This window comes from Paenibacillus sp. FSL H7-0357, assembly GCF_000758525.1.
Lineage (GTDB): Bacteria > Bacillota > Bacilli > Paenibacillales > Paenibacillaceae > Paenibacillus_AQ.
The window spans coordinates 3,996,138-4,018,968 of sequence record NZ_CP009241.1; the positions used below are offsets into that span (position 1 = coordinate 3,996,138).

Consider the following 22,831-nt stretch of genomic DNA (forward strand, 5'->3'; position numbering starts at 1 on the left):
GAACGGCAACAATGACATACCAAATAGTCTGAGGGGGATGAAAACAATGAAGAAATGGTTGATTACAGCACTTACTCTGGTGACGGTCTCTGGTCTGGCCGCCGGGTGTGGCGGTAATTCTGGCAATTCCGGGGATGCCAATGAAGGGAAAAGCGGAACAGAGCAAGGCGGCAAGAGTGCAAAGAAGACAGAGCTTACTTTCTGGGGGGACTGGGGCGGAGAAGGCCAGAAGCAGTTCGAAACGATGGTCGATGCTTTTAACAAATCGCAGGATAAAATTCACGTGAAATACGTGCTGCAGCAGGATATGATCACTAAATTTCTTACTGCAGCCACGAACGGCGGTGCTCCTGACGTACTTTTCTGGGACCGCTGGCGGACTTCACTTTATGCGCCCAAAAATGTGCTGCATCCGGTGGATGACTATTTAACACGTGATGGGATCTCCAAAGATGATTTTTACAGCGAATCGCTGAACGAACTTTCTTACGACAATAAATTATACGGTCTGCCGCTTACAGTAGACGCTCGTGCACTATTCTACAATAAGAAGCTGCTGGCCGAAGCCGGGCTTCAGCCGCCGACGACTTGGGATGAGCTTGAAGCGGCGGCTGCGAAGCTGACGAAATGGAACGGAGACAAGCTTGAAGTAGCAGGCTTCTCCATGGCAGACCTGGGATTGTTCAACATGTATCTCCAGCAGGCGGGCGGCACCATGCTGACCGAAGACGGGAAGACCAACTTCAACAATAAGCAGGGTAAGCAGGTGCTCGAATTCTGGGACCGGATGATGAACAAAGATAAAGTGTACAAAGTGGGCTTTGAGCTGGGGCTCGGAGAAGGCCAGGATGCCTTTGTTACCGGAAAAGTCGCTATGCTCTATTCAGGCCCATGGATGCTCAGCACTTACAATAAATACGGTAAAGACCTGGAATACGGCGTTGTTCCTCCGCCAGCAGGCCCTAACGGTGACAAAGGCAGTGTGATGGGCGGCTTCGGCCTGGTTATTCCTGAGGGCTCCAAGCATCACGATGAGGCCTGGGAATTTATCAAATGGTGGACGGCTAACAAAGACAACGCTCTGCTGTGGGCTAAGACCAGCTTGAACCTGCCTGGCTTCAAGCCTTCGATGGAGGACCCGTTCTTCAAGGATGATCCGCTGTGGAAACCTTTTATGGAAACCCTGGAATTTGCTAAGGTCCGCCCGTCACATCCCGGCTATTCCGTGATGGAGACGGACGCCTTGGCGCCGAATCTTCAGCTTAACCAGCAGAACAAACTGAGTATTGAGGACACACTTAAGAAGTCTCAGGAGCAGGGAGACCAAATGCTTAAGGATAACGAAGTTGTGAAGTGACAGTTGTAGCAGCAGGGAGACGGTGCCTCCCTGCTGCTATGGAACCTTGCCGCATAATGAAGGGGGGAGTATGGCTTCCATGAGAAAAGTGGAAAGACATCAGGCGCGGACTGCTTATTTGTTCATCACGCCTACAGTGCTGCTGTTCGTGGTCTTTACAATTATTCCAGTAGTAATGGCCTTATATCTCAGCTTTACCAATTATGATGTGCTTAGCCGAAATGACTGGATCGGGCTTGATAACTACCGGCGGCTGGCTCATGATGATCTGCTGTGGAAAACCTTCCGCAATGTGTTTCTGTATTCGCTGATTTTTGTGCCGCTCAATATTCTAATTTCACTGCTATTGGGACTGCTGCTCAGCCGGGCGTGGCGCGGGGTGAAGCTGTTCCGCACCTTTTATTATCTGCCTACGCTGACTTCAGCTGTCGCGGCAGCAACGGTATGGATCTGGCTGCTGCACCCGGAATTTGGGCTGATTAACGGTTTGCTCTCCTACGTTGGGATTACAGGTCCGGCCTGGCTGTCCGAGACAAGAACGGCCATGCTCTCAATAGTCCTGCTGACACTCTGGCAGTCCGTCGGCTCTAATATGATTATTTATCTGGCAGGTCTGCAAGGCGTTCCGGATTATCTGTATGAATCGGCCCGGCTGGATGGTGCCAACAAAATGGATTGCTTCCGGTATATCACTTGGCCGCAGTTACGGCCGACAACTTTCCTGGTCAGTACCATGGCCATCATCGGTGCACTGCAGCTGTTTGACCAGGCTTTTGTTCTGACGCAGGGAGGGCCGGCCAATGTCACGAAGACACCGGTCTATCTGATCTACCAGCAAGGCTTTAACCAGCTGCAAATGGGCTATGCTTCTGCGCAGGCATTTGTGCTGGCGATGGCCATCCTGGTCTTTTCACTGATCAATATGCGGATATCCAAAGCGGAAGAGTCAGTCATTTAAACAGGGCTGCCCAGGAAAAAAGGAGGCTTACAGCTATGGGTGTTACCGGCGGCTCCGCCCTGAAGCGGGGCATTAACAAATCCATTTATTATATCGTATGTATCGTTATTGCTGTTGCCATGTTCCTGCCATTCTATTGGAGCGTACTAACGTCCCTGAAACCGGATGAGGAGATCTTTGCGATGCCGATCCAATGGTTTCCGAAGCATTTGACCTTTGATCATTACCGCAAAGCATTCTCGACCGTGCCATTTGCTTTATTTTTCTGGAATTCGCTTGTTCTTGCCGTATCCGGTGTACTGGCCAATTTATTCTTTGGCTCACTCAGCGGCTACGCTTTTGCGAAGCTGAAATTCAGGCTCAATAAGCCGGTTTTCCGGGTGCTCCTGGCTGCGATGATGATCCCCGGCATCGTAACCATGATTCCGACCGTTTATGTGATGCGCCATATTCCATTCGCCGGAGGCAATGATCTTTTCGGCAGTGGCGGCAACGGACTGATGAACTCCTTCTGGGGCATTATTCTGCCGGGCGCATCCGGGACGTTCGCGGTGTTCTTCATGCGGCAATTTTTCCTCACCCTGCCCAGCGACATGCTGGAAATGGCCCGGATTGAGGGCTGCGGTGAATTTAAGATCTTTTGGCGCATTTATCTGCCGCTCACCAAACCTGCACTGGCTACCTTAAGCATCTTTACCTTTCAGGCAGGGTGGAACAGTTTCCTTTGGCCGATGATCGTCTTAAATGATCCGGATAAAGCGACCATTCAAATGGGGCTGCAGGCCTTTTCCTATAACTTTCAGACCGATTACGGGCCGATGATGGCCGGTGCTCTGGTCGCGATTCTGCCGATATTGGTGCTCTTTTTGGCCCTGCAGCGTTATTTTGTACAGGGCATTGCGTTCAGCGGTATTAAAGGGTAAGCAGCTACTGAAACCAGATCAGATTTGAGGAGAGAGAGCCTTATGAAGCAATTGAAAATTGAGCCACGACTGTGGGAGGAACGGGCGGACAAGGCGCAGGAAGCGCTGGATCATTATTTCTGGAACGAAGACATGGGCATGTACAACATTGAGACGCCTTGCCCGAATGGAGAATGCAACACTATATTTCACTATTGGTGGATGGCCCATGCCGTGGATACACTGGTGGACGGTCTGCTGCGGACAAGAAACAGACGGTACGAAGAACGTCTCGCCTCGCTGCATGAAGGTCTTCTCCGCCGCAATGGCGGAAGTTGGCCAAATGAGCTCTATGATGATATGGAATGGATGGCACTATCATGGCTACGTGCGTATCAGGCAACGGGGAAGGAGAGCTACAAGCAGACCTCATTAATTCTGTGGCAGGACATCAAGACGGGCTGGAACGATCATATGGGCGGCGGCATCGCCTGGCAGAAATCGCAGCTTGATTATAAAAACACCCCGGCCAACGCGCCTGCCGCCATCCTGGCTGCCCGGCTGTATCAGGCCTTCGGTGATCCGCAGGATCTAGAATGGGCAGAACGGATTCTAAGCTGGCAAAAGAAACATCTCGTCGACCCGGAGACCGGTTTTGTCTGGGATGGGCTGAACCGTGAGGGGGATGGCACAATCGATAAAGACTGGAAATACACCTACAATCAAGGAGTGTATATAGGCGCCGTAATTGAACTGTACCGGATTACGGATCAAGCCGGCTACCTTGAAGATGCCCGGCAGACCTTCGCCGCAGCCGTTGAAGAGCTAACCGGTCCGCAGCTCAGGGTGTTGCCGGATGAAGGAGGCGGAGATGGCGGTCTGTTCAAGGGCATACTGGTCCGCTATACAGCCGAACTTGTAAAGTCCGATCCTGAGGCCAGAGAAGCTGCATCCTTTCTTGAAAGAAATGCGGAACTGCTTTGGGAGAGAGGGAAGGCGGCGGAAAGTGCGTTGTTTGGAACGGACTGGTGCCACCCGCCCGGCGGCATTGTACAGCTAAGCTCCCAGCTCAGCGGCATAAAGCTGCTGGAGCGGATGGCTGAGCTTGGCACTATTATCGGTGAATAATTAACGCCAGATGGGGATGATCCTATGGACATTTTTGCTGAAGCTTCAGCACAGGCTGATTGGAAGGCACGTGCGGACTGGTTCCAGCGCTGCCTTCAGCAGCATTATTACAATGAAGAGACCGGTATTATGAATCAGTGGTTTCCCAAAGCGCATATCCGTCCGGACGACAACTTCTATTATTGGTGGCAGGCCCATGTGATGGATGTGCTTGTCGATGCTTATGAACGTACGGGAGATCCCGCAGCTCCCCTGCGTATCCGCGAATTCAGCCGTTGTCTGCGTGCTTATAATGGCGGTACCTTTTCCCATAATTATTATGATGATATGGAGTGGACGGCACTTGCGCTGCTGCGGGCGTACCAGGCTACCGGGGAAGAAGAATACAAGAATGCTGTGCTGGAGCTGTGGTCTGATATTCAAACCGCGTGGAACAGCCATTTCGGGGGAGGAATGGCCTGGAAGAAGGATCAGCTGGATTATAAGAACACCCCGGCTAATGCGCCCGCCGCCATTCTGGCTGCCCGTTTGTACGGATTATTCCGGGATCCGGAGGATCTGGAATGGGCGGTCCGTATTTACGAATGGAACAAAGCCCATCTGGTGGATCCCGGCTCAGGCTTTGTATGGGACGGAATCAACAGGCTGGGAGACGGCCAGATTGATTATGACTGGGAATTCACTTACTGCCAGGGAGTGTTTCTTGGAGCGGCGCTTGAACTGTACCGTGTTATAGGAGAGCAGCAATATGCAGACGATGCTCTGCGGACAGCCGACACAAGCATACGCCGATTGTGCCACCCGGTTACATTCATGCTGCCTGATGAAGGCGTTGACGACACCGGATTGTTCAAAGGAATTCTGATCCGCTACTGGGTTCAGCTGGAGAAGCAGTTTCCTGGAACACTGTCTATCCGTAAAGTTATTCTGGCGAATGCCCATGCTTTATGGACGAAAGGACTGGACCACGAGCTGGGACTCTGCGGCCCTTCTTGGGAGCATAAGCCTTTACTTCCGGTTCAGCTCAGCGTGCAGCTGAGTGGATTGATGCTGCTTGAAGGTGCAGCCGCTTTGGAAAATCAGCGGAACGAGTGAGCAGGGGATTTCAGCTTATCTAGATACATTTCTAATCTAACCATACTGAGAATTGCAAACAGCACGTCTCCATTCCTAATGGGAGAAGTGCTGTTTAATTTGCAGGCTTCTATTCTTTCGTCATAAAAACACTATGGGGGTCTTCAATGTAATCCGTAAACGGACTATAGTATTCAGCTCTTGTACTCAGTTAGCAGAGTTGGCTGATGCACGGTGTAGCAACCGGTCCATGGCTTTCTGTTCTTTTGAGATTCATTCTTGCCCGCTTCATTCTGTGTTTATTTTTTATATAAAGAACGTCATAATGAACTAACGACAATTATAAGTATATATAAAATAAATATTGTTGTAAATACAACAATATTGGACTGGCAGGTGATTGAATGAAGGAGATACTTCGTGAAGTGGGAATGATTGCGAGGGCATTAGATTCTATAAGTAATATAGAGTTCAAGGAATTAGATCTTACAAAAGGGCAGTATTTATATCTGGTTCGAATATATGAGAATCCGGGAATTATTCAAGAAAAGCTGTCGGAAATGATAAAGGTGGACCGAACAACAGCAGCACGTGCGATTCAAAAGCTTGAAATCCAAGGCTTTATTGAAAAGAAAGACGATGAAACGAACAGAAAAATTAAAAGGCTATTTACAACTGAAAAAGGTAAGCAAGCGTACTCTTTTCTAAAGAGAGAAGGGGATCATACCGATTCGGTTGCGTTAGCAGGATTTTCTGAAAAAGAACAAGAAACATTGTTTCGTCTTCTACTAAGAGTCAGAAAAAATGTTGAGGTCGAGTGGGAATTCGTAAAGAAGGGGAATAAAAGGGAGTACTGATATCAGAAGCGGCAGTCTAGGATTTTATTTTCCAATCCAAGACTGCCGCTGGTTTATTATTGAATTCAGTTAGAGTTTAACTTCTTCGTTCCGGCTTGGATCGCTGTATTTATAGATACCAGGGTTCAGTTCAATCTTGTCATCAAAGGGAATACCTTTGTAGCTATCGATATTAACCCCTGTAGATACCATACCCTTAGGTGTAATTTCAGGTACTATTTCTTTGCCATTAATCCGTACCGTAGTTTGGTTAACACCCTTGAAGCCAGGGGATTTGGAATGGGACTCGACCATCAAATTTCCGCCCTCAATATAATACGTGAATTGAATATCAAATCCATCCACATTAAGTTTGGCGAACTGCTTTTCTTTCTTAGGTTTATTTAGCGTGATCCAATTCTTAGAGGTATCCCGTTTTTCAATGACAGCATCTTTTAATTTAAGTTTCATTGGAACATCAGACCAGTCCTTATACCACTCCGAAGATTCAAATTCAAATAAATGCTGATAGCTTTCGGGATGATCTCCTTTTAAAACCCGATCCCCGGCGATTGTTTTATCCCCTATAACCAGCTGAGCAGTTTTGTAGTGGACAATTCCTTTTTTAAGCGACTCTTCTTCATTGATTAGGATCTGGATAACTAAAGGGGTAATCACCAGCTGATCAAACGTTATGCCTGTCTTTTTTTGGACTTCAGGACTGGTGTACAATTTCTTAGTGTACATAGCTTCACTTGCCTTTTTTCCATCTGCTTTAAAATCAAACTTCCAACTGCCCGAAATCCGTTTTGCTTCTTCAATGTAACTAAAATGAAGACTGGCATCCTTCCAATCGGGTTCAGTCATATCGAATACCTGTTCAATAAACAAATCCGAACCTTCGCTAGGCATGATGGTAGGAACTGCTTCTTTCACTTGACCACCAGCATTAATTACCAGTTGCGGGGTGCCGCGTCCCAAGTCAGCTGGTGAAGCAGCGACTCTATAGCGGATAATGGTTTGATTTGAAGCTTGTCGAACGGATTCAATATGGAGGGTTGGATACTGTGTAGATCCGGTAACAATCGTATCTCCGGCTTGAGGGTTAGATTCTAAGGGAATATCCCTATTACGGAGAAAAATAAGATTTTGCGCTTCAAATTTGTAGTCTTTTTTATCATCCTTTAATGTATCAGGGGTTTCGTATACACCAAGGAGTTTCTTGCTTTCCGGGTCGTATTCTAAATTGCCGTATACTTTTGCCTCGCTACCGGATTCACTTGTCATGGTATTTTTCTCTGTAGCAATTCCAATATATTGGCTTAGGTCTGTTTTAGTATCCAAAGATATGAGCATTTTCATTTTTTCTCCATCCGTCACCACACCGTTCAAGTTCATTGTAACTCCAGAACTGGAAGCTTGGAGATCATACTGCTGGCCGATACCGTTTTTTAATGCATTGGTCACACTACGGCCGCCAATTTTATCCCAATTGATCGTCACACTAGCGTATACAGGAATGGCGACAAGCAAGATACATGAGAAAACGATACTGATGGGAACAACCTTCGCACGATGTCTAGGAATATTCTGCGAAGGCTGCAGATTTATTTGGCGTTGATATGCTTCTTTTTCTATGGCTGTCCACATTAAATCATAATCCGGCAGAGGAATGTTCTTATCCTTTTCAATATACTGATTCATTGCTGCTCATCTCCTTTAGTTGAGTTCCAACCATTTTGCCCTTTAACAGCTTGAGCCCCTTATTTAGTCTGGATTTTGCAGTTCCTTCGGGTATGTCCATCACTTTAGAGATCTCGGGTACAGTTAATTCGTTAATAAAACGAAGGACTACTACCATTCTGATTTTGTCGGGAAGCTTACTATATAAGCCTTGAATTTCTTTTTTTGTTTCCCGGCGATTTAAATGCTCTTCGACAGGGTTGGAATCCTGAGACCTGGATAGTAAATAATTACGTAATTCTTTCATCACTCCTGTTTTACGCCTTCTGATCAGGCTGTTACACTCATTCGAAGCAATTCGCAAAATCCACGATTTCAGGTTTCTTACCTTTGATCTATCTGCCAAAATCACTTTGACAAATACCTCTTGGCTAATATCCTCAGCATCAGCCTGGTTTTTCATCAAATAGTAGCAAAAATAATAAACATCTTCTTTATACAGCTCGAAGATTTCCCGGTCAGTCATTCTGCTGCACCCCCTTTTTTGTTGTTCTCATCAATAAGACAGATAGAGGCTAGCCATCGTTCATTTTATGTACACTATAGTTTTGACAGTAGACTCCGAGAATGAGAGAATATTGTTTTGTAGAAGCTACAGATTTCAAAAAAATTATGGAGGCATATTAATGAATCAGCGTTTTCGTATCACAAGATCAATGCAGGAAAACAATGCGGAGCCATCCATCTCTTTGGATGAATGCAAAGATTACTTTGCAGCTAAGCCCGACTTTGCATACTCACAGGTTTTTACCGTAAAAGGCCCGGAAAGCAACATGTCCATTGATGGAGACTTTTTTATGTGGAAGCAGGGGGATGTGGAAATTCCTTTCCGGCTTTACATGGGTGATTTGTATGTAGCTATTTCCAACGAAGCTGTAGTTCCCAAAATGATTGAAATTGCAACGGAACTGCAAGCTGATATAGTTGAAGGGTAAAACACCAATCAAGGAGGCCATTATGCTACCGATACATCCTCAAGACATCCAAACTGTGATCGACCGCCTCACCGGTCAGGAACTTTACCTGCACCTTGAACTCACGACAGGCGCCTATGCCAGTCATTTGGATAGCAGCCGGCCAACGGCTTCGGCGTTCATCACCAATGCGGCCGTCTCATATACGCACGGCTCCATCTCCGGCACAGGTCCTTACCGGGTCGGATTAAAGACAGCAAACGGCTGGATCTATGCAGAGGGCCTTACGCATGTTGATGAGAATGAGCATGAACGTCTAATCATGGCTGGGCACGACAGTCAAGGAAAGCTAATTGTGTCATTGCAATTAAGCCGGGAAAAGTTCTAATGAAAGCGGAGGATCAAGCAGCCATGAATACTAAACAAGCCAAACATGAGCGCATCTTAGTGGTATTTCCCCATCCCGATGACGAAGCATTCGTTGCATCAGGGACATTGGCTATGTACATAGAAGGCGGCGCTCAAGTCACGTATGCTTGTCTGACACTAGGGGAGATGGGCCGCAATATGGGCATCCCGCCGTTCGCGAGCCGTGTCAGCTTGCCAGCAATCCGCAAGGAGGAACTGACAGCGTCTTGCCATGCGATTGGCATTCAAGACTTAAGGATGCTCGGCTTCCATGATAAAATGATTGAGTTCGAAGACCAGCAGCTGCTGGACTCCCGCATCCTGTCACTGCTCCAGGAATTGACCCCGTCGCTGGTCATCACCTTCTATCCAGGGTACAGTGTGCATCCCGATCATGATGCCACCGGGGCCGCCGTCATCCGAACCATCAGCCGGCTCCCCGCGGCAGAACGGCCGCTTGTGTACTGCAGCGCCTTCGCCAGCAATCACGAGATGGTAATCGGGAAAGCAGATGTGACCGTAGACGTAACAGCATTCCTTGTTAAGAAAATGGCTTCGATTACAGCGCACCGTTCGCAATTCCAAGCGGCGGAACTCGTCGGGAACCGGGAGCTGAGTGATGAAGAAATCCGCGAACGGTTCGGCACAGAACAGTTCTGGACCTACCGGTTCGATTCATCTCTATGATAGAGGAACAGTTTATGGACAAATCCCCCTGCCTTTAGGCAGGGGGATTTGTCATTTTCCACTTAAATGCTGAACCAACATGCCAACAAACCGGTTAGCCATTTGTTTATCCTGAAGTTCGCTGCTCCAATCGTTCTTGGGAATCAAGCTCATTTTCTGAAGTAAACCCATCATAGACATGAAGATAAAATGAGCGGTCTTCAAAGGCTCAGTATCTGACTTTAACGATCCATCTTTAAATCCAATGTCCAGAGCATCCAATAGGAAATGGCGTTCTTTTTCCCGGTTCACAAAATTATTGTACTGCTCTTTGAGTTCATCACTTGAGTCATAGGCTTCATAATGCAGGTCGAAGAGAAGAATAAACTTGATGTACTCTGGATGTTGCGAAGCATAATCAATCCAAGCCTCCAGCATCGAAGTAAGCATCTGCTTACCATTCATTTCGGCTGAAGCTGCTCCTCCAACAAATTGGGTCATACTCTGGAGGATTTCCATCTGAACCTCAAAGATCAGTTCGTCCATGGATTGAAAATGCTTATAGAATGTAACCCGGCTTACACCGGCCACGAGGCATACATCTTTAATATTAACTTTGAGAAAGCTTTGCTTCATAAAAAGTTCCTTAGCCGCAGCAATTAGTTCTTCCCGGTTTTTGTTTCTCAAATTCTGATGCCAGTTCTCAGTCATAGGCAGCAACCCGTTCTTTATCATTTTTTGGCTTTCGCAAGGTTAAGAAAAGAGCAGATGTAAGGATAAGTGCACCAAAAATATAGGGTATATTCATGTGTTTGTCAAACAACTGCCCCGCTAAAATCGGCCCAAGTATATTTCCTATGCTGGTATACGTTGTATTTAATCCGGCAGCATATCCTTGCCGATCACCAGCTGAGTTAGCAATCAGCGTACTTACCGTTGGTCTTAAGAATGCATTAAAGGCAAAAAACAGGGCAGATACCACGATCAGATAACCTAAATTAAACTTGATGATCATTAAGAGCAAACTTATTGCCGTGATCACCAAAGATAGACGTATAAGTTTCATCTCGCCTAGTCGCTTAATAAGATAATCAAGCAGCCAGATCTGCACAATGATGCCTATAACTGCGCCTACTGTAATGATAATTGAGATTTTAGCGGCATCAAAACCGTACTTTTGTTCCACAAATAAGGCATACACCGTTTCATAATTCATCAAACCAAATGTCATGATCAGAATGAGTAGGAGATAGCGGAAATACGAAGTCCGGAATGAATTTAGGATCAGGTTGTGAAGGGGCTCCCGGCGTACCCGTTTACTAACGGATTTCCGTCTTTCCTTGGGAAGTGTCTCTGGCATAAATATACTAAGCAGCGTAGCGGCAAGTCCAAGCCCACCCGCAAAAAAATAGGGGACACGTATGCCGAATTCAGCGATAATCCCCCCTAACCCTGGACCAAGTACCATACCCAAATTCATGGAAGCCCCCAATAATCCCATTCCTTTAGCGCGGGTTTCCTGAGTGGTAATATCAGCGACATAGGCCATATTGGAAGGAACCATTAATCCAATACCTATTCCCCCGATAAATCGGGCAATATACAGAAGCGGCAATGTCGCAGATACAGCAAACAGCAGATCCGAAATGACCGTTAAAAACAGACCGGATATGATCATTGATTTTCTTCCCCACTGATCCGAAAGCTGCCCGCCTATAGGTGAAAAAATAAACTGTGCGGCTCCAAAAGCAGCAATAAGATACCCGGCTGCAGCCCCTGAGGCATTAAATTGTTTTAAGTATTCAGGAAGAATGGGGATGACCATACCTTGTCCCAATAAAGCGATAAACAGATTCAGCATTAGAATGAAAAGTGGAAATCTGGCAGACTTAGGTAAGCTGCTCATATCAAAGCCCTCCCGCGAATGATTTACACTAAGTAAATATTAACACAATGTAAATCATTCTAATTGAAAGAGAGAACATTGTAAATGATAAATGCAACTCTTTTAACTTGAATCAATAGTTGAGAAATTAGAAATTACCATATGACTCCGATGGGTACTTAAGCTATAATGAGTTCTTAAAAAATAGAAAATGGGGCGTTATGAAATGAATCAGTTTAAAGGTGAAAAAAGCCTGCTATCGGAGAAAAAGGAACGTTTCTCCTCCAGCGGCTTTATTTTCGCGGCCATCGGCAGCTCGGTGGGTCTGGGAAATATGTGGAAATTTCCTTATATTACAGGAGAAAATGGCGGAGCGGCTTTCTTCCTGCTCTTCATCGTCTGTCTGGTGCTGATCGGCTTGCCTGTTCTATTGGCCGAACTCGCCATCGGACGCAGTGGCCGCGGAAGCGCGGCAACGTCGTTCATCCGTGCCGGAGGCGGGAAAGGGTGGAAGGCAGCTGGAATACTGCAAGTGATTGCGCCTTTTCTAATCCTCTCCTTTTATATTATTGTTGCAGGTTGGACGCTGCACTATGCAATGATTGCCTTCAATGGACAACTGTTCAGCACGACTGATTATGCAGGTGAATTTGGTTCATTTATCTCAGGGTACTTGCCGATTGTCTGGCAGGGTGTAGCCATCCTGATTACTGCGGGAGTAGTTATCCTGGGGGTATCGGGCGGGATTGAGAAATTTAATAAAGTATTGATTCCCGGCCTGGTTGTACTCCTTATTGTGTTGATGATTCGTGCGCTAACCTTGCCGGGTGCAGATAAAGGGGTTTCCTTCTTCCTCAAACCGGACTTCTCGGTACTGACGGCAGAATCCGCACTGGTCGCCTTGGGACATGCCTTCTTCTCGTTATCACTCGGAATGGGGATTCTTTTGACTTACGGTTCATATGTGGATAAAAATCAGTCGCTTGGCACCGCTACACTTGCGATAGGAGCCGGAGATTTGATCTATGCGTTTATCGCCGGATTGATTATTTTCCCGACTACGTTCTCGTTTGGCATTGCGCCTGACCAAGGACCTTCGCTGATATTCATCGCTCTGCCGGCGGCTTTCTCGGCTATGCCGTTAGGTTCGTTCTTCGGCGGTCTGTTCTTCATCCTGCTGGCGATTGCCGCCTTGACCTCAGCTGTATCCCTGCTTGAAGTGCCTGTATCCTTCGCGATGGAACGCTGGAACTGGAGCCGTCAACGTTCGGTTTGGGTATTGTCTCTGGTCTGTTTTCTGCTCGGTATTCCTTCAGCAATGTCGCTGGGAATGTTCCCTGAACTTACGTTTGGCGGCAAAGCCCTGTTCGACTGGATGGATTTCATTACCTCCAACATTATGCTGCCGCTTGGCGGTCTGCTGATCACCATTTTTGCCGGTTATTTCTGGAAGGGGGCAGCAGAAGCGGCTGGACTACAGGCGCGCTGGTTCCGCATCTGGTTATTCATGCTCCGGTATATTGCACCTATTCTGGTATTCCTGGTGTTGCTGCATACCTCGGGAATCCTTAAATTCTAATTCAATAACCATTCATTGCTGAATGAACAAAAGATCTCTACAACCCATGTGGTTGTAGAGTTTCTTTGTTTAGAGCATCACCTAAGACTCTTCCAGTTGTCGCGAGTTCCTGTGCCGCCAACTCATGCATACCAAAGACAATGCAATGACCGAGAGGATCAAACCAAGCAGTCGAAATCCCCCAGCGCTGAACTTACCTCCCATTATGATGCCCAGCAATAAGGAAGAGAGAATGGTTCCCAGATATCTTGATGTCATAAATACGCCGGATGCTACACCGATCATTTCTTTTGGCGAGCTTTTGAACAGAGCCACTTGCATACCGACATTGTTTAACCCGTTCCCAACACCGAATGCAGCCAACGACACACATACACTGATAACCGGTGAAGTTGGATTCATGGTCACCATCCATACCGATCCTAGTGTCATTAGTATTCCGGATGTCAGCAATGCGGGCCCTGGTCCTGATTTATCTATCCATCGTCCGGCTAGTGGAGAAACAATGAGCGAGCATAAGCCTAAGCTTAACATCAGAATCCCTGTATGGGATTCGCTGACATGACGTACCATTTGCAAGTAGGACGGAAGCCCGAAAAAGAGTGAGTAATAAAGTACGTTAACGAGCATGAATTCGATATTAACCCAAGTCATCTCAGGATATTTGGCGAATGTGCGCAAAGGAATAAAGGGTGATGCCGCTTTTAACTCATGGCGTACGAAAGCCCCCAGTGCAAAAAGGCCAATCAGTCCGATAATGACAGGACCCAACGAGACATAGCCAGATGATTTTGCTGACAGTAATCCCACCAGCAAGGCGACCAGACCCACGATAAAGAGCAGAATCCCTGTCGCATCAATCAAATCACACCATTTACGGAACGACATCTGGGATGAAACGGATATTGGCGGTTCGTCCTTAGGAATCATCCTCCAAGCTAACACAAAGCTCGTAACCACGAACGGAATATTAACGAGAAAAATCGCAGACCAATCCCACCATTGAATCAAAACTCCACCTATAAAGGGGCCGATAGCTGCCGCACCGGATAGGAAAATGGACATCACGGACAGCGCAGCCGCCTGTTTCTCCGTAATATGAATTCGCACAATGGCCATTCCAACTGCAACCATCATGCTTGTTCCGATGGATTGCACAATGCGGAACACAATGAGCCACCCAAAGGTGGGGGATAGCGGAGCTAATAATGATGCAACGAAGGCTACAACAAGACCGGTTAGAAAGATCTTTCTGCGCCCGAATAGATCACTGGCCTTCCCCATGACAGGTTGAGCGATAGCACTCGCAATATAGAATGAGAAAATGATCCAGGATACCTCTGTAAAATCAAGCTGATACACCTTTTGCAGCCTTGCTATAGCCACGGAAATCATCGAAGAATTTAATGGGTTCAATAGGATCCCCAGACCCACGGAGATCATCAGCCACCTGCTGCGAGCATTCATTTTTGGTCCTCCCCAAGTGTATTGATATTATCGTACTTGAGATTTATTATTTATTCCAACGCCTTTTATGTTATGATTTCATAGACTAGAAGGAATGAGAGGGGTGTGAAATGGAACTTCTTCAACTGCAGTATTTTCTCGTAGTAGCCCGGCTGGAGCATGTGACCGAAGCAGCACGTACTCTGCACGTTACCCAATCCTCACTAAGCAAAACAATTCAACGTCTGGAAGAAGATCTGGGAGTCCCGCTATTCGACCGGATAGGAAGGAAGCTACGCTTGAATGAGTTCGGAAGCCAATTCCTCCGCAGGGTAGAAAGGGCTTTGTTTGAACTGGAACAGGGAAAGCAGGAGCTGCGTGATTTATCCTCCCCGGAACAAGGCACACTTGAACTTGCGGTGACTGCCGCGAGCACGTTACCAAATATCCTTCGGGAGTTTCGAAAAAAGCGGCCTAATGTCCAATTTCATGTGCAAATGCTGACCACGCATGAAATGGTTAAGCTTCTTCACAGCGGAGAAGTCGATTTCTGCTTGTCCTCACCTGCCATAGAGGAGGAGGATATTGAATGCCAAATAGTCTTCATTGACCCCATTCTTGTAGCGGTTCCCAAAGGGCATCGGCTGGCAGGCCGAAGCAGTATTTCCTTGACAGAATTGAGGGATGAAGAGTTTATTGGTGTAAAGAGAGGTTATGGTACCCGCGATTTAGTGGACAATGTATGCAAATCTGTTGGCTTTGAACCTAGATATGTGTACGAGGGGGATGAACCAGCAAGGCTAAGTGCCCTTGTGGAGGCAGAAATCGGCATCGCTTTTATACCTAGCACGGCAAGGAATTCTAGGGAACAGATTCACTATCTCCAAGTGGAAAATCATGACTTGGCGCGTGAGATCGCATTATTGTGGCACAAAAGCCGCTACATTTCGCCGGCTGCTCTGGAATTCCGTGAAGTCGTTTTAAACTATTTTAAGCCATTGACCTGAAAAAACAGGCGATGGCTTTTTTTTAAATGTTAAGAATTTATATGTTTCACGGTATAAATCATCCTTCTATTTCTCGCTGAAACGGAAACCGTCCTTTTGAGGACGGTTTCCGTTTCACTTGTTTGACACAGAAGTGTTTCTCTTCTCTATCGACGCCGCTCAGATGATATGTTATCATGATAAACTGATAACGTGTTAACGAGCTAAAGCGTAGTATACAGTGTGTCATTTACTAGGGGGATTAGAGAGATGAAGAGAAAAGGATTATTAATTTTATTCGTAGTTATGGCAATTGCAGTGATCGCAGGCTGCTCCGGTTCAAAAGGTGATGACGGCAAACTGGTGATCGGTATAGATGATAAGTTTGCTCCTATGGGCTTCAGAGATGACAACAATGAAATTGTCGGTTTTGATATTGACTATGCGAAAGCAGCAGCCGGGAAAATGGGCAAAGAGATCACCTTCCAGCCAATTGACTGGTCGGCCAAGGAATCGGAGCTGAACAGCGGACGCATTGATATGATATGGAACGGGTACACCATAACAGACGAGCGTAAAGAGAAGGTGTTGTTTACCAAGCCTTATCTGGAGAACAGCCAGGTTGTAGTCGTGCTGGCGGATTCGGCGCTGTCGAAGCTGAATGATCTGGCCGGAAAAGAAGTCGGACTGCAAAGTCTTTCGTCGGCTGCCGATGCCTTGAATGCCAGTCCAATCAAAGCAGAGATTGACAAGGTATCCGAATTTCCGGACAATGTGCTTGCCCTGACGGACCTGAAGTCGAAACGCCTGGATGGAGTGGTTATTGACGAAGTGGTGGCAAGATATTACATGTCTAAGGAGACCGGTACTTACAAGCTTCTGGATGAATCACTGGCTCCTGAGCAATACGGTATCGGGATTAAGAAAGGCAATGAAGCACTGCTTACTGAGCTGCAAAAGGCTCTGGATGAACTAAGCAGTGATGGAACGGCTGCCGAAATTTCAACGAAGTGGTTTGGCGAGAACAAAGTACTGAACTAGATTGTTTCCTTTAGGAGTCGGTTGAAGATATGAATATAGATTACATTATAAAAATTGCCGGGCCGATGCTTGAAGGTGCACGGACGACCGCCTTGCTGTTTCTGATTGTCATCGTGCTGTCCATTCCGCTAGGGATGCTGGTCACACTGATGGCCAAGAGCTCAATTAAACCGCTAGCTTGGCTTGCGCACACTTATATTTACGTCATGCGCGGAACTCCGCTACTGCTGCAGCTGCTATTCTTCTGCTTCGGCTTGCCGCAGATTCCGGTCATTGGGGAATATCTGGTCATGGACCGCTTCGTTGCGGCCAGTCTTGGCTTTATCCTTAATTATGGTGCTTATTTTGCCGAGATCTTCCGTGGCGGGATGCTCTCGATTGATAAAGGACAACATGAGGCGGCTAAGGTTCTCGGGCTCAGCAAATGGCAGACCCTGCGCAAGGTAATTCTTGCCCAGATGTTCCGGGTTGCATTACCAGCAGTAGCCAATGAGTCCATTACTCTGGTCAAGGATACTGCGTTGCTCTATGCTGTAGCTGTACCAGAGCTGCTGAATTACGCAAAGACGGCGGTGAACCGCGATTTTACGGTGACCCCATTTGTAGTTGCCGGCGTTATTTATTTGCTGATGACATTAATACTAACGCTGTTCTTCAAGGCACTTGAGAAACGTTTCAAATTTGAGTAGAAGGGCTGTCCAATTATGAGTAGTATGATTGAAGTTAAGCAATTGCAGAAATCTTTCGGCAGTCTCGATGTACTGAAGAAGATTACCTTTGATGTGAAACCGGGAGAAGTCGTGGCAGTGATCGGTCCTTCCGGTTCCGGAAAAAGTACGATGCTCCGCAGTCTTGTTCATCTGGAGGAGGTTACCGGCGGAAGTATCCTTATCCATGGCAAACCGTTGGTAGAGAACGGCAAATACGCCAGCAATGCAGATATAAGGGAGATTACCGCGACCATGGGCATGGTGTTTCAGCACTTTAATCTGTTCCCCCACCTTAGCGTACGGGGGAATCTGGAGCTTGCTCCACGAACGCTGAAGCGGGAGGGCACTCAGGATATTGCCGCCAAAAGTAAGGAATTACTCTCCAAAGTAGGCCTTGCCGATAAAGCGGAGGTGTACCCTTCCATGCTGTCAGGTGGACAGAAGCAGCGGGTAGCTATCGCCAGAGCGCTGATGCTGAACCCGGATATCCTGTTGTTTGACGAGCCGACTTCGGCACTTGATCCCGAGCTGACCGGCGAGGTGCTGCGTGTCATCCGCCAGCTTGCGGACGAGAACATGACGATGATTATCGTCACGCATGAGATGAACTTTGCCCGCGATGTGGCAGACCGTGTATTCTTCATGGATAACGGGGAAATTGCCGAATCGGGAACACCGGAGCAGATCTTTGGCAGCCCGCAGCTGGAGCGGACCCGGACGTTTTTGAATCAGGATTAACAAGAGTATCAAATATGAAAACAAACTAACACGTATGAATAAACGCAATATACAGCATCCTATTACTGTAGTATACATGATGCATTTCCAGAGGAGGCTACCCGAGATGAGCCAGCAGAAGCAAAGAAAAGAAGCTGGGTGGAAATCCCGAAAGCAGGACCAGCACCCCCATGGTAAAATCAAGTCGCTGAAAGAGCTTTCCAGCGAGTATGATGCGGAACATACTACGTCGTAACCTAGCACAAGGCGGTAGGTTGCCGATTCCCTTCGGCAGCCTATTCGCACCGCCCGCTGATCTGGAACATTTACCAGAATACATAGTTCCAGACTGGGCTATTTTCTTCCTTTGCCTGGGATTGGAATATGCCTAATGGACTCAATGGGGTGGTACAGCAGCATCCATGGACCTGAGTAACGCATTACATCCTTAATTTTTTGACGGTAATCCTGTTTGTAACAGTGGATTGGGCATTTTGCGCAAGCTGTTTTCTCCTCACCGAATCGACAGAGCGATAGTCTGTTCCTCGCATATACATTTAACTCCTGACATTCCTCGCAGAAGGCTGTTTGATGATGTTTTTTCCTGCAATAGATATGAATCATTTTTGATACCAATTCTTGTTCTCTTCGAATTCTAGGACCCTCATTTAATTCCCGTTTCACTTCTCTTGTCATGTGTGAAAGATTCCTTTCAGTGTTATAAGAATACATTAACTCTATTTATTAATGAAAACGGGTATTACTCATTACATTTTCAAGGCATTTTGCGAAGGCCAACATGCATTTGTCCTACTCAGGACAGGTGCTCAAGCAGGAAGTTAGAGAGAACGTGAGTGGCTATGGAAAAACGGGCTAAAGGTATACGATCATTACGGCATCAAACGAACGGACACCAAACCGGCTCCCGCGGAGGAGTTCAAAGTGAAGGAGATTCCGTATTTATGAAAAGGATGATAAAATCAGCAGGTATTGGAGCCTTTATGTGCCGGTAAAGCCGGGAACGACGCAATATAGCACCGTTATCGAGCATTTAAATCTAGAGCTCCAATTGCATTTATTTTGTTTGTTCATACTCCGTTCATATTACCGTTACAAGGAGTACATATTTGTCATGTAAACTTTGCAATAACGGCCCGCTTAAGGCAGTCCAATACACAGATAAGGACAGGAGAAGATGAGTATGAAACGACAAGAAGAGGGTACAAAAAAAAGGATGCGCAAACCACTTCGCATAATCCTTAAATCTATAGGAGCTTTAGCAGGATTAATGGTACTTTTTCTAGCCATTGTTTTTATTGTTAATCTGGTTTGCAACAAGGTGGAGCAGGGTAAAATAGAACCCTATGGCCAGTTAGTATCTGTAGACGGAAAACATATGAATGTGCTGATCCAAGGGGAAGGCGAAGAAACAGTCGTGCTCCTTCCAGGTTTTGGAACAGCATCTCCAGCACTTGATTTTAAGATGCTGGTAGATGAACTATCTCCGTTCTACAAAGTTGTCGTGGTTGAGCCGTTCGGCTATGGATTAAGTGATGAAACCGATAAGGAGCGGACCGCAGACAATATGGTAACTGAAGTCCATGAAGCTTTGCAGCAGCTCAATATTGACCGCTTCACGCTAATGGGCCATTCCATTGCAGGTATCTACGGATTGAATTATGTTAACAAATATCCAAACGAAGTAAATGCATTTATCGGAATCGACAGCAGTGTGCCAACCCAAGGCGGAATGAATGATGGATTCCCATTAAAAACGTTCAAATTCCTCAATAAATCAGGTCTCTTAAGATTGATCAAAAAAGTAGGGGAGGACCCCTATGCTTCGTTAGCATTTGATGCTCACACCGTAGAGCAATCGAAAATGATTGCAAATAAAAATAATAATAATGACACTACTTTAAATGAAATGAAGAATATTTCTTCTAATTTTAAAGCGGCTCAACAGTTGAAGTTCCCAAAAAATCTTCCTGTTCTATTGTTTATCCAAGCGGATAATAAATCTGTTGAAGGTTGGATACCACTGCATGAAGCGCAGGCCAAAGACTCTGTACGTGGGAAAGTCATAAAACTTGATGCAGATCATTATTTGCACCACACCAAATCCAAAGAAATCGTTGAAGACTTCAGGGAGTTCATGGAGCAAGCAAGCTGAGACGAGTAGGGGGAACGGACATTTAGCGTAGATGCAAACCGAGATCACAAAATAATAACGGTCTTAAGTAAAGCTTCCCGCCGCAAGACGGGAAGCTTTTTAATTTGCCCATGAGCTAACCTGGGTAATCCCGATAAAACTTCCTGGGCAAATGAGCAGATATTTGGTGCATATAAAAAAATAAAATACCCTATTGAAACGTTTCCAAAATGGTGATAGAATAAATCCAACAAGTGAATGAAACGTTTCATTTAATAAATGAAACGTTTCCAAATAGAAAGGCAGGTGCAACATGGCTAGTATTAAGGAGGTTGCTGATATTGCCGGCGTTGCAGTTGGGACCGTTTCCAGAGTCATTAACAACCACCCTTCAGTCAAACAGGAGACTCGCGAGAAGGTACTAGCTGCGATCAAAGAAATAAATTATGTACCGAATGAGGTGGCAAGAAATTTTAAGATGCAGAAGTCTATGATGATTGCACTTTTGCTTCCTACAATAAGGCATCCCTTCTTTTCCGAGCTTGCCTACTATATTGAAGATGAATTGGATCGTCATGACTACAAATTGATTCTGTGCAACAGCAAAGGCAAGCCCGAAAAAGAACTATATTATTTTGATATCCTGAACCAGAATAAGGTCGCAGGGATCATAGCTATTACTTACAACGATATCGAACATAGTGTTGTGAAAGACATCCCGCTGGTTTCAATAGACCGCCATTTCAAAGATGAGATTTCCTGTGTCACCTCGGATAACTATAACGGCGGACGTATCGCGTTACAAGAGTTGCACAAGGCAGGGGTACGGCATCCGGCCTACCTAGGTTATATCGCGACGTCGATCCGGGGCGAAGTGGATTTGAGAAAAGTCGGTTTTATGGATGCTGCCAAGGAGTTGGGACTGCCCCAAGCCGATTATGAAATTCCTGATCTCGACGAGGATTTATTGAACCCCCATCTTGATCAGATCTTAACGGCTGCACAGTATAAAGAAGTTGACGGGGTGTTTGTGAATGGTGACATGCTGGCAGCTCGATATATTAAGCGGGCACGAGAACACGGAATCCAGGTTCCGGAAGACGTGAAGGTAGTAGGTTATGACGGAATTCAGAAAGATGATTTGTTTCATCCTTTCTTATCCACCATTGTACAACCTGTTGAAGAAATGGCCCGGACGGCAGTACGTCTACTAATCCAAAAAGTAGAGGGCGTGGAGCTTCATAAAGATCTCTACCGCCTACCGGTAACATTCAGACAAGGCGGGACCACTTAAGGTTACAACATTCGCTATAGAACTTTGTTCTTATGGCGAATGCAACATTATTTGTAAGTGCTTTATATGTTAAAAATGCATAAAGGAGGAAACTTAGTGGTGGGGTCTAAACTGAAAAATATGCCATTAAGGCTAAAGAAAAATTCAGAGATTAAGCATTATTGGTTCATGCTCATTCCGGCTTTGGTTTGGTTGATCATGTTTCAAATCGTTCCTATGTTCGGTGTTGTAATGGCTTTCCAGGATTATAATCCGGGTGCCGGCTTTCTTCATTCAGAATTTGTTGGATTAGAGAATTTTCGGTACATGCTTGAGTTAGACGATGTGCGTCAGGCCTTAATCAATACGCTTATCATAGCACTGGGGAAAATTTCAGGGAATTTGCTCATTCCTCTCATTTTCGCTCTTATGCTTAATGAACTTCGCCAAAAATACATGGTTAAATTCGTTCAAACAAGCGTCTACTTGCCGCACTTCTTATCATGGGTTATTTTGTCAGGGATTATGATTCAAATCTTTGGCTTCAACGGCCCGTTCAACCGGGTATTGGAAATGTTAGGGTTTGAACCGGTTCAATTTTTCCAACAGGCTGGTTTGTTCAGAGGATTTATTATTGGTTCGGATGTGTGGAAAAACTTCGGCTACAACTCCATCATTTATTTGGCTGCCTTAGCGGGCATTGACGGTACTCTCTATGAAGCTGCAGGTATTGATGGGGCAAGCCGCTGGAGAAAATTATGGCATATTACTTTGCCGGGAATCCGCACAACTGTCGTTCTATTAGCCATTTTGTCACTCGGCAGCGTTCTTGATGCTGGTTTCGACCAAGTGTTCAACTTATATAATCCGCTAGTGTACAGCACGGGTGACATTATAGACACTTATGTATATCGCGCCGGTTTACAAGATTTGGACTTCAGCTTGGGTACAGCGGTCGGATTATTGAAATCGGTCGTCAGCTTTATTCTTATTGTTAACGGTTACTTGTTAGCCAAGAAGCTTTTGGGGTATCGAATATTCTAATTTAGGAGGGAG

24 protein-coding genes are annotated in these 22,831 nt (G+C 46.1%); 18 read left to right on the top strand and 6 right to left on the bottom strand.

From position 1 onward, the window contains the following. The first annotated feature begins 46 nt into the window (after positions 1–46). The 6 genes from H70357_RS17380 (at position 47) to H70357_RS17405 (ending at position 6,276) form a co-directional block, all read left to right on the top strand. On the top strand, positions 47–1,357 hold the full coding sequence (locus H70357_RS17380; protein ID WP_038592011.1) for an ABC transporter substrate-binding protein: 1,311 nt from the start codon (positions 47–49) through the stop codon (positions 1,355–1,357). Between the two features lie 70 nt (positions 1,358–1,427). Beyond that, positions 1,428–2,315, top strand: coding sequence for a carbohydrate ABC transporter permease (locus H70357_RS17385; protein ID WP_038592014.1), 888 nt, complete (start codon positions 1,428–1,430; stop codon positions 2,313–2,315). 35 nt (positions 2,316–2,350) lie between these two features. After that, positions 2,351–3,238 carry a carbohydrate ABC transporter permease gene (locus H70357_RS17390; protein WP_038592017.1) on the top strand — a complete coding sequence of 296 codons (888 nt, stop codon included), beginning with the start codon at positions 2,351–2,353 and terminating at the stop codon, positions 3,236–3,238. Positions 3,239–3,280: 42 nt separating this feature from the next. Further along, positions 3,281–4,345, top strand: coding sequence for a glycoside hydrolase family 76 protein (locus H70357_RS36310; RefSeq protein ID WP_038592020.1), 1,065 nt, complete (start codon positions 3,281–3,283; stop codon positions 4,343–4,345). A gap of 24 nt (positions 4,346–4,369) precedes the next feature. Then, on the top strand, positions 4,370–5,440 hold the full coding sequence (locus H70357_RS36315; protein ID WP_038592023.1) for a glycoside hydrolase family 76 protein: 1,071 nt from the start codon (positions 4,370–4,372) through the stop codon (positions 5,438–5,440). Between the two features lie 383 nt (positions 5,441–5,823). After that, positions 5,824–6,276, top strand: a complete 453-nt coding sequence (locus H70357_RS17405; protein ID WP_038592026.1) for a MarR family winged helix-turn-helix transcriptional regulator — start codon at positions 5,824–5,826, stop codon at positions 6,274–6,276. A 69-nt stretch (positions 6,277–6,345) separates the two neighbouring features. Here H70357_RS17405 and H70357_RS35900 read toward each other — a convergent pair whose 3' ends face one another. Both H70357_RS35900 and H70357_RS17415 read right to left on the bottom strand, forming a co-directional pair. Continuing rightward, complete coding sequence (locus tag H70357_RS35900) at positions 6,346–7,959, bottom strand: DUF4179 domain-containing protein (RefSeq protein WP_038592029.1); 1,614 nt, start codon at positions 7,957–7,959, stop codon at positions 6,346–6,348. Then, on the bottom strand, positions 7,943–8,464 hold the full coding sequence (locus tag H70357_RS17415) for an RNA polymerase sigma factor (protein WP_038592031.1): 522 nt from the start codon (positions 8,462–8,464) through the stop codon (positions 7,943–7,945). The genes H70357_RS35900 and H70357_RS17415 overlap by 17 nt, the downstream gene beginning before the upstream one ends. 160 nt (positions 8,465–8,624) lie before the next feature. Here H70357_RS17415 and H70357_RS17420 point away from each other — a divergent pair, with 160 nt between their 5' ends. From H70357_RS17420 to bshB2, 3 genes are read left to right on the top strand one after another with little or no spacing between them, the layout of a single operon-like run. Beyond that, the gene (locus H70357_RS17420) at positions 8,625–8,933 is read left to right on the top strand and encodes a hypothetical protein (RefSeq protein ID WP_038592034.1); all 309 of its coding nucleotides are present in this window, start codon (positions 8,625–8,627) and stop codon (positions 8,931–8,933) included. A gap of 22 nt (positions 8,934–8,955) precedes the next feature. Next, on the top strand, positions 8,956–9,300 hold the full coding sequence (locus H70357_RS17425; RefSeq protein ID WP_038592037.1) for a YojF family protein: 345 nt from the start codon (positions 8,956–8,958) through the stop codon (positions 9,298–9,300). 23 nt (positions 9,301–9,323) lie between these two features. Further along, the gene (bshB2, locus tag H70357_RS17430) at positions 9,324–10,007 is read left to right on the top strand and encodes a bacillithiol biosynthesis deacetylase BshB2 (RefSeq protein ID WP_038599801.1); all 684 of its coding nucleotides are present in this window, start codon (positions 9,324–9,326) and stop codon (positions 10,005–10,007) included. A gap of 51 nt (positions 10,008–10,058) precedes the next feature. Here the strand turns inward: bshB2 and H70357_RS17435 are convergent, their stop codons facing one another. Both H70357_RS17435 and H70357_RS17440 read right to left on the bottom strand, forming a co-directional pair. After that, positions 10,059–10,697 (bottom strand): TetR/AcrR family transcriptional regulator, encoded by a 639-nt coding sequence (locus tag H70357_RS17435; RefSeq protein ID WP_038592040.1) that lies wholly within the window; start codon positions 10,695–10,697, stop codon positions 10,059–10,061. After that, complete coding sequence (locus tag H70357_RS17440; protein ID WP_038592043.1) at positions 10,690–11,892, bottom strand: MFS transporter; 1,203 nt, start codon at positions 11,890–11,892, stop codon at positions 10,690–10,692. Before H70357_RS17440 ends, H70357_RS17435 begins: the two co-directional genes overlap by 8 nt. A 205-nt stretch (positions 11,893–12,097) precedes the next feature. On the opposite strand from H70357_RS17440, the gene H70357_RS17445 reads away from it, so the two are divergent. Next, positions 12,098–13,450, top strand: a complete 1,353-nt coding sequence (locus tag H70357_RS17445; protein ID WP_038592046.1) for a sodium-dependent transporter — start codon at positions 12,098–12,100, stop codon at positions 13,448–13,450. A gap of 81 nt (positions 13,451–13,531) precedes the next feature. On the opposite strand, the gene H70357_RS17450 is transcribed toward H70357_RS17445, so the two are convergent. Beyond that, a complete protein-coding gene (locus tag H70357_RS17450; RefSeq protein WP_038592049.1) occupies positions 13,532–14,917 on the bottom strand; it encodes an MFS transporter in 1,386 nt (461 codons plus the stop codon). 110 nt (positions 14,918–15,027) lie between these two features. On the opposite strand from H70357_RS17450, the gene H70357_RS17455 reads away from it, so the two are divergent. The 5 genes from H70357_RS17455 (at position 15,028) to H70357_RS36660 (ending at position 18,606) form a co-directional block, all read left to right on the top strand. Further along, entirely contained in the window at positions 15,028–15,903 is an 876-nt protein-coding gene (locus H70357_RS17455) for a LysR family transcriptional regulator (protein WP_038592052.1), read from the top strand. A 249-nt stretch (positions 15,904–16,152) separates the two neighbouring features. Then, complete coding sequence (locus H70357_RS17460) at positions 16,153–16,923, top strand: amino acid ABC transporter substrate-binding protein (protein ID WP_038592055.1); 771 nt, start codon at positions 16,153–16,155, stop codon at positions 16,921–16,923. 29 nt (positions 16,924–16,952) lie between these two features. Further along, positions 16,953–17,612 carry an amino acid ABC transporter permease gene (locus H70357_RS17465; RefSeq protein WP_038592058.1) on the top strand — a complete coding sequence of 220 codons (660 nt, stop codon included), beginning with the start codon at positions 16,953–16,955 and terminating at the stop codon, positions 17,610–17,612. Between the two features lie 15 nt (positions 17,613–17,627). Next, the gene (locus H70357_RS17470) at positions 17,628–18,371 is read left to right on the top strand and encodes an amino acid ABC transporter ATP-binding protein (protein ID WP_038592061.1); all 744 of its coding nucleotides are present in this window, start codon (positions 17,628–17,630) and stop codon (positions 18,369–18,371) included. 106 nt (positions 18,372–18,477) lie between these two features. Continuing rightward, positions 18,478–18,606, top strand: a complete 129-nt coding sequence (locus tag H70357_RS36660) for a DUF6254 family protein (protein WP_231578275.1) — start codon at positions 18,478–18,480, stop codon at positions 18,604–18,606. Positions 18,607–18,704: 98 nt separating this feature from the next. Here the strand turns inward: H70357_RS36660 and H70357_RS35355 are convergent, their stop codons facing one another. Beyond that, positions 18,705–19,082: a nitrous oxide-stimulated promoter family protein gene (locus tag H70357_RS35355; RefSeq protein WP_379139623.1), complete on the bottom strand. Its 378-nt coding sequence runs from the start codon at positions 19,080–19,082 to the stop codon at positions 18,705–18,707. A gap of 469 nt (positions 19,083–19,551) precedes the next feature. Between H70357_RS35355 and H70357_RS17475 the strand changes: the two genes are divergently transcribed. The 3 genes from H70357_RS17475 (at position 19,552) to H70357_RS17485 (ending at position 22,819) form a co-directional block, all read left to right on the top strand. Next, a complete protein-coding gene (locus H70357_RS17475) occupies positions 19,552–20,523 on the top strand; it encodes an alpha/beta hydrolase (protein ID WP_038592063.1) in 972 nt (323 codons plus the stop codon). Positions 20,524–20,815: 292 nt separating this feature from the next. Next, the gene (locus H70357_RS17480) at positions 20,816–21,796 is read left to right on the top strand and encodes a LacI family DNA-binding transcriptional regulator (RefSeq protein ID WP_038592066.1); all 981 of its coding nucleotides are present in this window, start codon (positions 20,816–20,818) and stop codon (positions 21,794–21,796) included. Positions 21,797–21,916: 120 nt separating this feature from the next. Then, positions 21,917–22,819 carry an ABC transporter permease gene (locus H70357_RS17485; RefSeq protein ID WP_038599804.1) on the top strand — a complete coding sequence of 301 codons (903 nt, stop codon included), beginning with the start codon at positions 21,917–21,919 and terminating at the stop codon, positions 22,817–22,819. The last annotated feature ends 12 nt before the right edge of the window (positions 22,820–22,831 follow it).